15 protein-coding genes are annotated in these 14574 nt (G+C 42.3%); 3 read left to right on the top strand and 12 right to left on the bottom strand.

Features of this window, described 5'->3' with window-relative positions; translation table 11 throughout:
* Positions 1–193: 193 nt before the first annotated feature.
* The 6 genes from ACZ9AO_RS20055 to ACZ9AO_RS20030 all read right to left on the bottom strand — a co-directional run bounded on the left by ACZ9AO_RS20055 (position 194) and on the right by ACZ9AO_RS20030 (position 6764).
* Positions 194–1258, bottom strand: a complete 1065-nt coding sequence (locus tag ACZ9AO_RS20055; RefSeq protein WP_476110043.1) for an NAD(P)/FAD-dependent oxidoreductase — start codon at positions 1256–1258, stop codon at positions 194–196.
* A gap of 206 nt (positions 1259–1464) precedes the next feature.
* Positions 1465–2280 carry a phosphonoacetaldehyde hydrolase gene (phnX, locus tag ACZ9AO_RS20050; RefSeq protein ID WP_251541817.1) on the bottom strand — a complete coding sequence of 272 codons (816 nt, stop codon included), beginning with the start codon at positions 2278–2280 and terminating at the stop codon, positions 1465–1467.
* Positions 2277–3371 carry a 2-aminoethylphosphonate--pyruvate transaminase gene (gene phnW / locus ACZ9AO_RS20045; RefSeq protein WP_251541819.1) on the bottom strand — a complete coding sequence of 365 codons (1095 nt, stop codon included), beginning with the start codon at positions 3369–3371 and terminating at the stop codon, positions 2277–2279. The genes phnX and phnW overlap by 4 nt, the downstream gene beginning before the upstream one ends.
* 25 nt (positions 3372–3396) lie before the next feature.
* Positions 3397–4389, bottom strand: a complete 993-nt coding sequence (locus ACZ9AO_RS20040; protein ID WP_476110041.1) for an extracellular solute-binding protein — start codon at positions 4387–4389, stop codon at positions 3397–3399.
* Between the two features lie 13 nt (positions 4390–4402).
* Positions 4403–6019: an ABC transporter permease subunit gene (locus tag ACZ9AO_RS20035; protein WP_476110039.1), complete on the bottom strand. Its 1617-nt coding sequence runs from the start codon at positions 6017–6019 to the stop codon at positions 4403–4405.
* A complete protein-coding gene (locus ACZ9AO_RS20030; protein WP_048689392.1) occupies positions 6012–6764 on the bottom strand; it encodes an ABC transporter ATP-binding protein in 753 nt (250 codons plus the stop codon). The genes ACZ9AO_RS20035 and ACZ9AO_RS20030 overlap by 8 nt, the downstream gene beginning before the upstream one ends.
* 228 nt (positions 6765–6992) lie before the next feature.
* On the opposite strand from ACZ9AO_RS20030, the gene ACZ9AO_RS20025 reads away from it, so the two are divergent.
* Entirely contained in the window at positions 6993–7751 is a 759-nt protein-coding gene (locus ACZ9AO_RS20025; protein ID WP_251541825.1) for a DeoR/GlpR family DNA-binding transcription regulator, read from the top strand.
* Positions 7752–7989: 238 nt separating this feature from the next.
* Here ACZ9AO_RS20025 and ACZ9AO_RS20020 read toward each other — a convergent pair whose 3' ends face one another.
* Positions 7990–8340: a hypothetical protein gene (locus tag ACZ9AO_RS20020; protein WP_034309343.1), complete on the bottom strand. Its 351-nt coding sequence runs from the start codon at positions 8338–8340 to the stop codon at positions 7990–7992.
* Positions 8341–8864: 524 nt separating this feature from the next.
* On the opposite strand from ACZ9AO_RS20020, the gene ACZ9AO_RS20015 reads away from it, so the two are divergent.
* Positions 8865–9086, top strand: coding sequence for a DeoR family transcriptional regulator (locus tag ACZ9AO_RS20015; RefSeq protein WP_034309346.1), 222 nt, complete (start codon positions 8865–8867; stop codon positions 9084–9086).
* A gap of 84 nt (positions 9087–9170) precedes the next feature.
* Here ACZ9AO_RS20015 and ACZ9AO_RS20010 read toward each other — a convergent pair whose 3' ends face one another.
* Positions 9171–9893 carry a pseudouridine synthase gene (locus ACZ9AO_RS20010; RefSeq protein WP_063594460.1) on the bottom strand — a complete coding sequence of 241 codons (723 nt, stop codon included), beginning with the start codon at positions 9891–9893 and terminating at the stop codon, positions 9171–9173.
* A 123-nt stretch (positions 9894–10016) separates the two neighbouring features.
* Positions 10017–11618 carry a putative polysaccharide biosynthesis protein gene (locus tag ACZ9AO_RS20005; RefSeq protein ID WP_063594461.1) on the bottom strand — a complete coding sequence of 534 codons (1602 nt, stop codon included), beginning with the start codon at positions 11616–11618 and terminating at the stop codon, positions 10017–10019.
* Positions 11619–11823: 205 nt separating this feature from the next.
* Here ACZ9AO_RS20005 and ACZ9AO_RS20000 point away from each other — a divergent pair, with 205 nt between their 5' ends.
* A complete protein-coding gene (locus tag ACZ9AO_RS20000; protein WP_034309353.1) occupies positions 11824–13089 on the top strand; it encodes a BaiN/RdsA family NAD(P)/FAD-dependent oxidoreductase in 1266 nt (421 codons plus the stop codon).
* A 166-nt stretch (positions 13090–13255) separates the two neighbouring features.
* Here the strand turns inward: ACZ9AO_RS20000 and ACZ9AO_RS19995 are convergent, their stop codons facing one another.
* From ACZ9AO_RS19995 to ACZ9AO_RS19985, 3 genes are all read right to left on the bottom strand, one after another.
* Entirely contained in the window at positions 13256–13510 is a 255-nt protein-coding gene (locus ACZ9AO_RS19995; RefSeq protein ID WP_053537337.1) for an MGMT family protein, read from the bottom strand.
* 79 nt (positions 13511–13589) lie between these two features.
* Positions 13590–14093 carry an MEDS domain-containing protein gene (locus tag ACZ9AO_RS19990; RefSeq protein ID WP_476110136.1) on the bottom strand — a complete coding sequence of 168 codons (504 nt, stop codon included), beginning with the start codon at positions 14091–14093 and terminating at the stop codon, positions 13590–13592.
* Between the two features lie 295 nt (positions 14094–14388).
* On the bottom strand, positions 14389–14559 hold the full coding sequence (locus tag ACZ9AO_RS19985) for a hypothetical protein (RefSeq protein WP_164855101.1): 171 nt from the start codon (positions 14557–14559) through the stop codon (positions 14389–14391).
* Positions 14560–14574 lie beyond the last annotated feature (15 nt).

Below are 14574 nucleotides of genomic sequence, written 5' to 3'. Positions count from 1 at the left end.
AAACATTCCAGTTGACTGGAACGGAAGGTACGAGACTCCTGCGGGAAAAGCGTGTCCAAGGGAGACCCCGCAGGCGCAAAGAGCGCCGAGGGCGGACCGCCCGCGGAAAGCGAGTGCTTGGAGTGGAAATCAACGATCAAATTATACAAACCCTCAATGAAGTTCCAGCTGCTTTTTCAGAAATCCGCTCCCTTTAAAGTACCCCAGCCGGTTTCATCATTTCCTTGATCAATTCCCTGTTGCGCTTTTTAAAGATTTCATTATGGGAAGAAACCATCCCCACTCCGTGAGCGTCAGGCTGGATATATTGTTTTGCCTTGTTTACGGCATTTGCTGCATCTTGAAAAGTGCCTGCTATCAGGTTCAATTTACCTTCATGCTTAAGGATATCACCGGCTGCGTATATCCCATCCATCGAGGATTCACTTGAAGGAGTACCTTCAATATAATAGTTGTCAGCTATGGCAATGTCCACTTTACTATTTCGAAGCAGCGATGTATCACGCTCATAACCATGATTGATGATGACTTCATCGATCGGTAAGTAAGATACCTCTCCCGTTGCGTGATTCGTCAGTTCAACATGTTCAATTGATTCATGATCATCGCAGGCGATCAATTTTGTAATCGTCGTATTCAAGAAACAAACAGCAGTGCTTTCCATCAATTGCCTTGCTTGTGATTCATGTCCTGCTAAACTATCTTTCCTGTATGTCAGGTACACCTTTTTGGCGATGGGTTCTAATTCATTTGCCCAGTCTATTGCAGAATTCCCGCCGCCTGAAATGATCACCGTCTTATCCTTGAAACGATTGAAAGACTTGACAGTATAGTTTAAATTGGAGACTTCAAACCGTTCTGCCCCGTCTATTTCCAACTTTTGCGGATTTAGGATTCCGCCGCCAACCGCGACAATGATCGTCTTGGAAAAGTGCACTTGACCTGAAGCCGTATGTAAAACGAAGATCCCTTCTTCATTACGTGTGATTGATTCCACTTTCTCATTCAAAACGACTGTTGGATTGAATGTTAAACCTTGCTCCACTAGCTGCTCAATTAATTTTTCCCCAGTAGTGGGTGTCAGCCCTCCAACATCCCAAATCATTTTCTCTGGATAGACATGAATTTTCCCGCCCAGCCGTGGCTGGTATTCAATCAATTTAACTTTCATTTCTCTAAGTCCGCTATAAAAAGTGGAGTAAAGGCCTGCTGGCCCTCCCCCAATAATCGTTACATCAAATAAATCCTGCTGTTCCATCTACGTCCACTCCCCGGTAATCAATTGTGATTGATTATCATTCTCAGTTAATCGTACACTCTTTTCTCACTTTTTACAATAAGCAGTCGAGTTAAATTTCAAAAAAAAAATCCTGCACGCGTATGTATAAGATTGAAAAAAAAAGTGCAGTCATCCTTCATCCCTACTCAAGGATGAAAGATGCTGCACTTTTTTTGTGATGAATGTTAGTTTGAACGAGGTCTTTTCCCATCTGCGATAAGAAGGTTAATGGTATCTATGAGTTCAGGTAGTTCCTCCATCGTTTTGATGGTGTAGTCTGCCCCGTTTTTCATAAAGGTATCTGCCGTTTTAGAGATGAGATCTTGTTTATCTCTTTCTGGCAAACTCGTATACTCATCCAAACTCAATCCCATCTCAGAGCTTCCGACAATGACTCCGACCGACCATACCCCAGCATTCACTCCCTCTTGCATATCGGAAATGGTATCGCCTACCTTCACTACTTTCCATGATGCCGCTAATTTCAATTTTTCCATATTCCGATAGATCATGTAAGGGTATGGCCTTCCAATCGAATGGGTTGCATCCGGGGTTACATGGAAATCCGGCCCATATCCTTTTTTCAAAGCATTTGCTGTGACGACCTCCATCATTGTATCCGTATAGCCCGTTGTCGACCCAATCTTCAGGCCGCGATTCCTTAATGCTTCCACCGTCTCGATAACCCCTGGAATGGGATCTGTATAATCCGCCAATGACATCATCAGCGCCGGTTCGAATTCAGCATATAGTTTTTCAACGTCTTCCTCATTGAATGGCCTTCCGTATTGTTCCTCCCATAACGAGGATATCCTTGGCATGGTCAGCATCGCACGAATATGGTCGATTTTCAGCATGCCCATCGGAGCTCTGGCTTCCTCCATCGTCACGTCCAGTCCAGCATTCTTAAAAATATCCACAAAAACATTCACTGGTGCAAAACATCCAAAATCCACAGCTGTTCCAGCCCAATCCAAAATGATTCCTTCTACCTTATTCATACTGTCACCACTTTCATATATTTTTCTACGATCCTGCCAAGTTCCTCGATATCTTCTTCATGGATTTCGCCAATATTGCCGATCCGGAATGTATCTATGTCAGTCAGCTTTCCGGGGTATATTACATAGCCCCTCTCTTTGATGAAATTGTAGAAGTCCCCAAAATCAAAGGTTTCAGTTGGAAAAAGGAAAGTTGTAATGATAGGCGATTGTTTATCAGGTGAGATGTATGCATGAATGCCCAATTTCCCCATCAGCTCCCTCAGCCTATCATTATTATTTTTATAACGGGTGAATCTGGCTGGGATGCCGCCTTCTTCCGTTAATTCTTCCAGCGCTTTAGCAAACGCGGCCACTACATGTGTTGGAGATGTGAAACGCCATTTCCCATCCTTGTCCATCTCTTTCCACTGGTCATATAAATCCAGGGACAAACTGCGGGCATTGCCTTCACAAGCCAACAATTTCTCAAGCTTTGCAATGACGAAACCAAAACCAGGGATTCCTTGAATGCATTTATTCGCACTGCTGATCAAATAATCAATTCCGAGTTCAGGCACATTCATCTCCACTCCGCCAAAGCTGCTCATCGCATCAATGATCAAGGATTTCCCTTGTTCGTTTGATATCTTCGAAACGATCTCTATCGGATTTAAAATCCCTGTCGTCGTTTCACAATGAACCATCGCTATATGTGTGATGTCGCGATCATCCAGTAAAATGTTCCGGATTTCAGCTTCCTTTGGATATTCATTGTACTCTACGCCATATTCAACATGATTCAGGCCGATGCACTCCGCCATTTTCACAATCCGTTTTCCATATGCTCCATTCGTAATGATCAGCACTTTATCGGTTTTTGAAAGTGCAGTCGTCAGCACAGACTCTACAACAAACGAGCCGCTTCCCTGCATAAGTACAGCCGTATATTCTCCGTTTGCAGCATATGCCAATTCAAGAAGCTGGGATCTGATTTTTTGTGTGATTTCTTTATAATCATTTTCCCACGTGCAGCGGTCAACAAGCATTTCCTGTTTCACCGTACTTGTAGTGGTCAGCGGTCCAGGCGTCAATAGTTTATAGGTATTCATTTTCCTTCACTCCTCACTGTATTTATCATTGTGCTGATTTAAAGAACTCTTGGTGCTGTTTCAATAATTCGACCGTTAGGGGCTGATTGAATTTCATAGGGTGGGCCGGTTTATTCTTTTCCGTTACCTTTTCACCTTCATAAAGTGCGACCGGGTAATGTTTCAACAGTTCTTTTCTAGCATCTTTACTGATCGTTTCTGCCATTTTCATCGCTAAATTTGTTTTAGCTTCATTATCTTTATTCACGACAGCCACCGATTCCGTGTAGGAGAAATTCCCCTCAGCCGGATCGACGAATTTGATCGGTAAGCCCGACTCTTTAGCCATCACGGCTTGATAACGTAAACCAAAACCGGCAGCCACTTCCCCTGCTTGAACTTTATTGATCGGGCCTGAACCTGAGCTCTCAAGATGCGGACCGCTATTTGCTATTAAATCATGGAGAACCTTTTTGCCCTCTGCGTCACCGTATTGACTGATTATTGCTTGAACTAACAGCCACCCTGTTGAAGAGTCCAGGATATTAGGAATTGAAACGAGCCCTTTATATTCCGGCTTTGTTAAATCCTTAATCGAGGTAGGCATCGGCAGGCCTTTTTGTTTAAGCACTTCCGTATTCACAAAAATGGAACCGGTATTGGCCAAAATCGGTGTATAATAGGCTGGTTTTTTTTCCAATGCTTTTGTACTGAATGACAGGTCCTTGAACATGGAGTGCTGTTCCTGTGCGCTTTCAATGAAATAGGAACTCATCGTCACGACATCAGCCTCGATTTCATCTCCTTCTGCGAGCAGTTTCCCTCCTAATTCAGATGAGCCTAATGATTGAAGGACATATTTTTCTTCGTATCCGGCATCTTTCAGCGAAGTCTCCATTGCGGCAGTGGCTTCTTCATCGCCATTCGTATAAATGACCACCTTTTCCTCATCCGCTTTGCCGCTGTTACGGCCCACCAATACAAATACCAAACTTAGAGCAACTAAAGAAAGTAAGGCTATCTTGATCGTTTTAGACATAATATCCCCCTCATTAATGTTTGAATTGTCTTTTTTGATAATGATCACAAAGCAGCTTCACGACTAGATTTGTAAAAAAGATAAGTAGAGACAGGATGAATATTTCATTGAATTTGGCAAAATGCTGAAGCTCTTTAATTTTACTGGCCACTAATGTGGTTTGGGCCGTGACCAAAAAGATGATTCCGCTGATCGTCACCATACTATTGATGAAATAGTAGCTGAACATCTCGATTACCGTAGATGCCGAGTTAGGCAGAATGACACGATAGATTGTCCTGATCCAGCTATCCCCCAATAAATTCCCGGTGGTTTCCCAAGCAGGGTTCATTTTGGATAAAGAGTTCTTCGCCATTAAATAGGGTGTCGTAAAGAAGTGGACCATGTTACATAGAATGATGATGGCAAAGGTCCCCTTCCAGCTGCTGCCGTTGAACAGCAGCAAATACGATAAACCCAACACCATTCCCGGTACTGTATTCGACAGCATCGAAATGACATCCATTGATGATTTCCCTTTAAGGGGCGTCCTGACATTCAAGACCGCCGAGCTAAAGGCGATGAACGTTCCCAGTACGGCCGTCATCAAGGCAACGAATAAGGAGTTTTTATAGACTGCCGTTAAATCGCTCGATTGGAATGTGTCGATAAAATGCTTTAAGGTGAAGGTGAGATCGTAAGGGAAACTAGTTAAAAATGGTGCAATGAACATGACTGCAAATACAGAAAACATTCCTATTAAGACCAGCAGCGAAATACCGCCAAAACAGATATCCCTCCCTTTGTGCTGCGTCAATTCAATATCGCTGAACTTGTCATAATGAAAATTAAGTTTTTCCAGATAGTTTAATAGGAAAACACTGAATACTACCGGAATGAGCATGAGAATGGCAATCACTGCGCCATTATTGAAATCAGGGATGGAACCCAGCATGACTTGATACAATTGCGTCGCAACGACGGAGTAGGTCCCGCCGACCGAAGCCGGTATCCCAAAATCGGTGAAGCTCAAGATGAAGGAAAGTACAAAAGCTCCACCTAAAGTTCCTGACAATGGCCGTATGATCGTATTCAAGAAACTTCTTATCGTTCCGTCACCCATTAATTTTGAGACGATGATGAACTTTTTATCCATGTACTTGAAGGAATTATTAATGAGAAGAAAAGCTGATGGCAATGTATAGATCACATAACCTATCAATAATCCATTAAATCCATATATATCGAAGAGATTCCTTCCAAAAATCTTCGTTATGATTCCTTGATTGCCGAAAGAGTAGATGATCGCAAACCCGAATGTGATTGTCGGAAGCAGCATCGGAATAAGGATCCCGGTTTTAATTACACTTTTTAATGGCCTATATAATCGGGTGCAATGGATGGAATAGGCCAGGAAAAAGGCTAAAACGGTCGTAATGACGGCTGTGAGTCCCGAGATTTTCACACTGTTTCCAAATGACTTCATCAGCTCAGCATTTGAAAGGACCGTTAGATAATTCGCGAGATTGATTCCATCTGCCGTTTCAAAAGAACGGACGAACAACATGCCAAGCGGCAAGAAAAGAAAAGCGGCAAATAGCAGTAAGATAGGTATATAAATGATTCTCATTGCCGGTTTTACATCAGGCATACTTTTCACCGAATAAGTTATAAATATTTTCTCTCTTTATCTCCAGCTGTTTAAGAATGAATTCCTTAACAAAATCATTGGCTGGCTGATTGATGATTTCTTGCGGCGACCCAAATTGAGAAATATTCCCTTGATTAATGATCAAAATCTTATCCGACATCGTCAAAGCCTCTTCCGGGTCATGAGTCACTATGATGGTCGTCAGCTTAAATTCGCGGGCAATGGATTTGATGCGTTCCTTTATCGATTCCTTGATCACACCATCCAAAGCACTCAGCGGCTCATCAAGTAAGAGGATTTTCGGCTTCATTACAAGAGTCCTTGCGATCGAAACCCTTTGTTTCTGACCCCCTGATAATTCGCTGATCCTTTTTTTCAAATGCGGCGTTAATTCCAGGAAATCGATGTATTCCTGAAGCTCTTCCTTGGAAACGGACCCCTTCCTGTTCCTCAATCCATAAACGATATTTTCATAGGCATTCAAATGCGGGAAAAGAGCGTAATCCTGGAAAACGATATTAAATCCCCGGTCTTTCATGGGCACGTTACTCAAATCGGTATCATTGAAAATGATTTTTCCATGATTGATACCCGTCAAGCCCAAAATTATATGTAATAAAGTAGTTTTGCCGCTTCCACTTGGTCCTAATAGTGAAACGATCTCCCCCGTTTTAATTTCAAGATTTATATGATCCAAAACTGATTTTCCATCGAATTGCTTGCTAATATTTTGTAGTTTTAGCAAACCGTTCACCTCCTTTAATACACCCTTAGTATAAAAGCCCTTTGTAAACCGAATTTGAGATTTTTGTAAATACTCTGTAAATATTGAACATCTTTTTACTAAATTGATACTAACTGTTGACCAACTAATGATATTTTTATCATCTATATGTTGAATATGTTCGCGGTAAACAGTACACTTAAACTGAATATCAGGAAGATAGATATGAAGAATAGGCGGGTGTAACTTATGCTTCCTCTTGAAAGGCAAAAGAAGATCATCGAGTTATTAACGATTAGAAAAGTGATGAAGATTGCCGAGCTTACTGAAGAAATGCAAGTTTCCATCGAAACAATCAGAAGGGATATAAACCTTCTTACAAGGCAAGGAAAAATTGAAAAGATCTATGGAGGCGTTAAGCTGGTTCAATCGAAGTTTGGGGAATCGACGATAGATGAAAGGATGTTCAGTCAATTAGAAGAAAAGGAAACCATCGCCCAAAAATGCAGTGAGTATATCGACGATGGGGATTGCATTTATATCGATAGTGGTTCGACAACCTATCAAATCGCTAAATATATAAAACAGAAAAAGAAACTGACCGTGATAACCAGTTCGATTCCTGTTATAAATGAGCTCATTCATAGCGATATCGAGATATTGATCATAGGCGGGAAAGTCAGGAGAAATGAACAATCCATCGTTGCATTCGACTACTTATTCAACTTCAGTGAATTGAATATTTCAAAAGCATTCATTTGTGCGAGTGGCATAACCGTTGAAAAAGGCATATCCGACTATAATTTAGAAGAAGCGAACACACGAAAAAAAATTATTGATTTATCCCAAGAAGTCTTTGTTGCCGCTGACAGCTCCAAGTTCGGCAAAGACGTGACCATCGCGATATCGTCACTGGATAAAATCGATTACATCATTACTGACGATCATCTGCCTAAAGATTTCATCTCTTCGTTTAAAGAGACCGGCACACATTTGATTCTTTCTTAAAAGCAAGAAAAAAAACGGGAACTATACAGTAGTATAATTCCCGTTTTTGAGGTTCAGCGAATGCAAGTGCATTCGGTTAAAGGACGTTTAGCAAGTCTAATTTGGGCGATCATCTTCGGGAAATCAACGTCTAAATTTGTACAAGCAAAAAAAAAACTGTAGACAAATTCGATTTTCATCGAGTTTGTCTACGTCTGAAATGCCCTTTCATTCCGGGGCATTTTCATGATCCAATTGATTAATTTACGAAAAGATATAACTTCCTATGATATTCCTCAAATGCCTGCTGGTCCTTTTCCGTGTAGTCCATCCACTTCACTTTCTTGCATCTTTCCTCTAATCTCTCATTCAGTTCATCTTCTATTTCATTCATGAAACGGATGATTTCCCCATAGGGCATATTGAAATGACGGGCTGCAAGCCTGGGCGGAGAATGCTTTACCAGCAATCTCATGAATTGATCGACCGTGTCCGCCTTCGATGCAAGATAATCTTCTTCGTTCACGATGAATTCATACACTTGTTTTTTGACGCCAGAAAGTCTGGTTACTTCGTCGCGCAATAAAAACTCCATTAATCTATCGTTCATATGGCTCTACCTCGAATTGGTTTATATTTAAATCCTCTTGGATATGTATAAAAAGTCTATAGTGCCCGATACCTCATTATGACATCGTAACGGCAAGCCATCAAGCAATTCCTCCATCAACACATAAAGCGTAATAATTACGATTTAAGGACCGTTTTAAGTAAAATAACATGTATATGCTTTAAAAGTCAACGTTTGTGTTGTGTGCATAGTAAGCATTCTTTATTGGCAAAATATGAGCATGAACAAATGGAACAACTCTTTATTAATTTTGTATAGGCAAAGAGAATAATTTTGTTAAAATTTGATATAATAAATGTAATATTTAGTCAATTAGTATCTTTTCCTAGAATTTGCTTTTGCAAAGGGGTAGAATGAAGTTAATGACATCTTATTTTTTCTAATGTTTCCGAGGAGTTATAGGGTGGGTATAGCAAGTACATAGTGACAGCTGGAATGCTGTCCGACATATCGGTTGTTTTCATTTGTTCAAAATAACAATGAAAAGAATAAGGAGTGATTTTTTGAAACCTTCAACAAATCGCATGTTAACCCGTATTAAATCCGTTTATATGTTCATTAGCAATAACGGTACGGTTTCTACTCAAGAGCTTGTAGAAGAATTTGGCATCACTCCTCGAACTGTGCAGCGCGATTTAAATGTCTTAGCATACAATGACCTTGTTCAAAGCCCAAGCCGAGGCCTTTGGACGACAACAAGTAAAAAGGTGAAGATGTCATCGTAAAAAGAACGACCACCCGAATAAGATCGATATGTAAAATACTTTGAGGCGGACAATATTGTCCGCCTCATTTTTTGTGTCCAGCTATCATTCAGCCGGTTGGCCCGCCTTTAATTGTTCAAGCTCCTCCGCCGTCAACTCACGGTATTCACCAAGCTCGAGTTCCTCATCAAGCTGTAAACTCCCCATGGAAAGACGTTTAAGGTAGACGACACGTTTGCCAACGGCCTCAAACATCCGCTTCACCTGATGGAACTTCCCTTCCATGATCGTTAGCTCGATATCCGATGTCAGGCCTGATTTTAAAATGTTCAATTCTCCTGGTTTTGTTTCGTATCCATCATCCAAGGTCACCCCGTTGCGGAATGCCTCGATATCCCGTTCCGTTACTTCGCCATCAATGACCGCAAAATATGTTTTAGGGACATGTTTCTTTGGGGAAAGCAGTTGGTGGGCAAGCTTTCCGTCATTCGTGATCAGCAATAAACCTTCTGTGTCCTTATCAAGACGTCCTACAGGAAATGGCTCGAATACCGAATCTTCCGGCTCCAAGATGTCGATGACCGTTTCTTGGTAGTTATCTTCCGTTGCCGACAATACGCCCGGCGGTTTATTCATCATTAAATAAATGAATTCCCTGTATTCAACCCGTTCACCATGAACCGTCACGTTTTCCGCATCAGGGTCCACTTGTTCCTTCGGATCCTTAATCAGCCTTTCATTAACCTTGACGGCGCCGGATTTCAGGAGCTTTTTCACTTCTTTCCTGCTGCCATAACCAATATTGGATAAAATCTTATCTATTCTCATCGTTTCCTCCTAAAGCCTTTTTCAGTAAAAAGCCTTGCCCACTTTAATGACAGGCAAGGCCAATATATTTTAATCGGGGATTCACCATTCAATACCCTTTTTTTTACACATCAAACTTCCAGCTTACAATCCTAATTTAGCTTTTAACCGATCGATCCGGGCACCGAACAAACGATGGGCAAGTTTGCTTTTCAAGGAAAGAGCCGCATAAATGAGCGCTCCAAAAATTGCACAAACGGCCACGATCAAAATCGCCTGGAAGCGCCCTTCCGTTGTAAGCCATAGCGATAATAAACTGTTCATGCCCCAGGCAGCCAGTCCCATTATTATTGAAAAAACTGTGATCAAAACAGATCTTCTGATGGTAAGGCTGTAACGATATCCAGTAAAGTAGGTAATGACATACAAATTCAGCAGCACGGCAGCCAAGTAGCCGAATGCCGTAGCGTAAACGGATCCTTCCGTTTCAAACAACTTGATCAACGGGATATTCAAGCTCAATTTGATTAAAAAGCCCACAAGCAGGCTGAGCACTGTATATTTTTGCTGATTGATCCCTTGTAATACAGCGGCCGAAACGGAAAAAAGTGCAAACAAGATGGAAACGGGCGCATATGCCTTCAGGACACTGATTCCAAGTGGATCATGGCTGTAAAAGGCACTATAGATTGGATCGGCCAGCACAGACATGCCAACGACTGCTGGAATCGTAATGAACAACAAAATTTGAAAGGCTTGGTTCAGCTGGCGGTTGAACTCGTTTGAATCCTCGCTTACATATGCCTTCGTCACCGAAGGAAGAAGCGCCATTGAAAACCCGGTTGCAAGCGTCATCGGAATCAAGACAAGCTTCTGGGCATACACATTCAACACCCCTAGTGCATCCTCAGCAACATGCTGCAGCCCGATCGACGACATCGCCTTATTGAAAGACAATAAGTCAGCCAACTGAAACATTGGCATCGCGATTCCGACGAATATGAAAGGAATCGACGAAAGGAATATTTCTTTATAAATCTCCTTCAGGGAAATTTCCATCGTTCCCCTGTCTTTCTTCATCAAGCTGTCCAAATATGGTTTTTGTTTTTTCCAGTACCAAAATAACACCACTAAACCGCCGACAGCCCCGACCGTCGCCGCGAAGGTAGCTATTTGGATGGCTCTCACTAACTCTCCGTCAAGGACATTCAAAACAACATACACACCGGCCAGAAGGAACACGATGCGGACAATTTGTTCGACAACCTGGGAGATGGCCGTTGGTTCCATCGCTTCATGTCCTTGAAAGAAGCCGCGGATGATGCTCATGAACGGTACAAAAATCAAGGCGAAGCTGACTGCCCGAATGATCTCCGTGACATCCGCGACATCTTCCGGCTTGACCCCAAAGACTCCAGTAAACAGCGGGGCCATCGTATAGAGAATCAAAAAAGCGAGAAAACCGGTGATAACCATTAATTTCAGGCTCGATTTAAATAACTTCTCACCGACTGCGTATTCCTCGAGCGCATTATACTTCGAGATGAATTTAGATACTGCAAGCGGCATGCCTGCCGTTGCAAAGCTAATGAAAATGGTATATGGAACGTACCCATATTGATAGAGGGTAGCCCCTTTATTCCCAACCATATGTTCAAATGGGATGACATAAAATAAACCAAGAACCTTGGAAATGATCGCTCCCAGCGTTAATATAAAAGCCCCTTTTAAAAACTTAGATGACATCTAATCCCTTCCTGCCTCTGTCAGTTACGTTTCACACGCTCTTTATCTTATCATATTAAAGTATTTTTTCTATAGAAAACTACATTCAAGTTTATCGTTTTCGAAGATAATACACAAACAAATAATTCCTTTTTTTCTACATTCGCAATCTGACGGGCTCTTGCTATATAATGAAGGGACTGAAAATGATAAAGTGGTGATCAATTTGAAATATGATGTAGTGGTAATTGGCGGCGGTCCTTCCGGATTGATGGCAGCAATAGCGGCCGGGGAAAAAGGTGCCCATGTATTGTTAGTGGATAAAGGCGAGAAGCTTGGAAGGAAACTTGCAATCTCGGGCGGCGGACGCTGCAACGTGACGAACAGGCTCTCAATCGATGAAATCATTCAGCATATCCCTGGAAACGGGCGATTTCTATACAGTGCTTTCTCAGAGTTCAATAATGAGGACATTATTCAATTCTTTGAAAAATTGGGCGTGGCTCTAAAAGAAGAGGACCATGGCCGGATGTTCCCTGTCAACGATAAAGCGCAAAGTGTCGTGGATGCCCTTCTGACGCGCCTGTCGAATTTAAAAGTAACGATCTACAAGAACTCTCCAGTTGCGGAAGTTCTCTATGAACATGGAAAAACCAGCGGTGTCCGGTTAAAAGATGGCCAGACCATTGACACGGATGCAGTCGTGATTGCAGTCGGCGGGAAATCAGTTCCCCACACCGGTTCAACGGGAGACGGCTACGCATGGGCTAAAAAGGCGGGGCATACGATTACCGAATTGTTCCCGACTGAAGTTCCCGTACTTAGCCATGAAACATTCATTAAAGATCGAACACTTCAAGGTCTCGCACTTCGCGATGTTTCATTGAGTGTCCTTAATCCAAAGGGCAAGGCCCTTATCACACATAGAATGGATATGCTCTTCACCCATTTTGGCGTCTCCGGTCCAGCTGTTCTAAGATGCAGCCAATTTGTCGTGAAAGCGATGAAAAAATGGAACCTGTCGGAAGTGACCATGAAACTCGATGCCCTGCCGGACCGAAACAAGGAAGAGGTTTTTCAAGACATCATGAAGGAAATAAAAGCCGAACCGAAAAAAGCCATTAAAAACACCTTAAAAGGTTTAGTTCCTGAACGATACCTTCACTTCCTGCTTGAGCGAAGCGGCATCGATCTTCAAGAACAAGGGGCGACGATATCAAATGAAAAAATCCGCCGCTTTGCAGAATTATGCAAGGACTTCCAATTCGGGGTGCACGGCACCCAGCCGCTAGAAAAAGCCTTCGTAACAGGCGGCGGCGTATCCGTCAAAGAAATACATCCAAAGGAAATGGCATCCAAACTAATGGACGGACTGTATTTCTGCGGTGAAATTCTGGATATACACGGATACACAGGCGGTTACAATATCACATCGGCATTAGTAACCGGCAGACTCGCCGGCATGAATGCTGCCATGTCTGCCCGTTCATAATCCGTAAAAGAGGCTGATCCGCTTGGATCAGCCTCTTTTACGGCGATTTCGTAAGCCTATACATCGTGTTCGTTAGGCTTTGATTCTGGTGTAGGTACTCTTGTTTGGGCCTTCACTGTACTTTTTCGACCGAACCCGCGCCCGCCTCTACTATCCGGCTATGCGTTTAAAATATTTCTGGATGATAGCGATATGCTTCGAGGTCAATGGTATTCCGGCCCGTGAACGTGATGCCTTCACTCTCGAGCATCGCCTTCTGGTGTTCTGCAGCGCCCTCCGCTTTTATCCCGATTTCACCTTTGGCATTGATCACCCGGTGCCAAGGAAGGTCATGTTTTTTGCTGCTAGAATGAAGGATCCTTACGACCTGCCTTGCACCGCGCGGACTTCCGGCGAGCTGTCCTATTTGACCATATGTCATCACTTTACCGGAGGGGATTCGTTGTATGATCTGAATGACCCGTTCAGTAAAACTTTCCAAATAACTCGCCCCTTTTATTCTATCCGTTTGCTAAAATCGTGATTTTTTCATCGGTAATCAGGATCCCATGATGCTTGATCAAGTTTGTTTTAAGCTCGGCAGGCACTCTGCAGTCATCGTATGCACATACAGAAATCAGTCCTCTTTCCTTGATCAATTTGTCGATCCCTTTTTCATATTCGCCTATCGCAAAGCTGACTTGATCGTCATGGCCCCATTCAACATGGCCCCAAGTCCGAACGTGCTGATTGCGTTTAGTGTATATATCGATATTTTCCAAGAAATAATGCACCATCGTCGAAGGATGGAAGTCTCCCTGAAAACAATAAAAATCAAAATTATTCATAAGATGCACTTGCTCCAATTGCTCCTCATTTAAATGAAGCTGCAATTTCTTGTACACGAAAGGAAAGATACGGTCGTTTTCGACGACCAGGATATGGTCTCCCTGTTGAACACCGGCAATGATGAAAGTTGCCTCATTTTCAATGTATGACTCCAATTCATTAAAACAGTATAAAATATGCCACCATCCGATTGCTGTATATTTTCTATTAGTTGTTTCATTTTATTATCCAAAATGGATCTCTCCTTTAAATACACCGGTCCCGCACTATGTATTATGTATAACTTTACCCATTATCTCCGTGTTTGTAAAATTCATAGAAGAAAATAATCAGTTTTTCCTAATGTCATGTTAAGATCTGGAATTTAGTTGAGTCGAATTGTGGCTGCTTTCAGTCCACTCTTAGAAAGACCTAGGCAGCCCAATCCGGCAGACTCCGTACTTCATGCATTTTCCCTTTTGATGTTCACTCTTAAATCACGGGATAATACGGCACATAGCGCGGGTTATAATAATATGGCGGTCTTGGTCCAATAAGCGGCAATTCAAATGTATTTGGGTTGGAGTCATATAACAACTCCACTTTTTCATCAGATTGTTCGACCAATAACCACTTCACTTCTTCGCTATAATAATATGGCATATAGAGGCCTCCAAA

Source organism: Peribacillus sp. TE19612, assembly GCF_056279465.1.
This window is presented reverse-complemented; position numbering and strand designations above follow the sequence as displayed.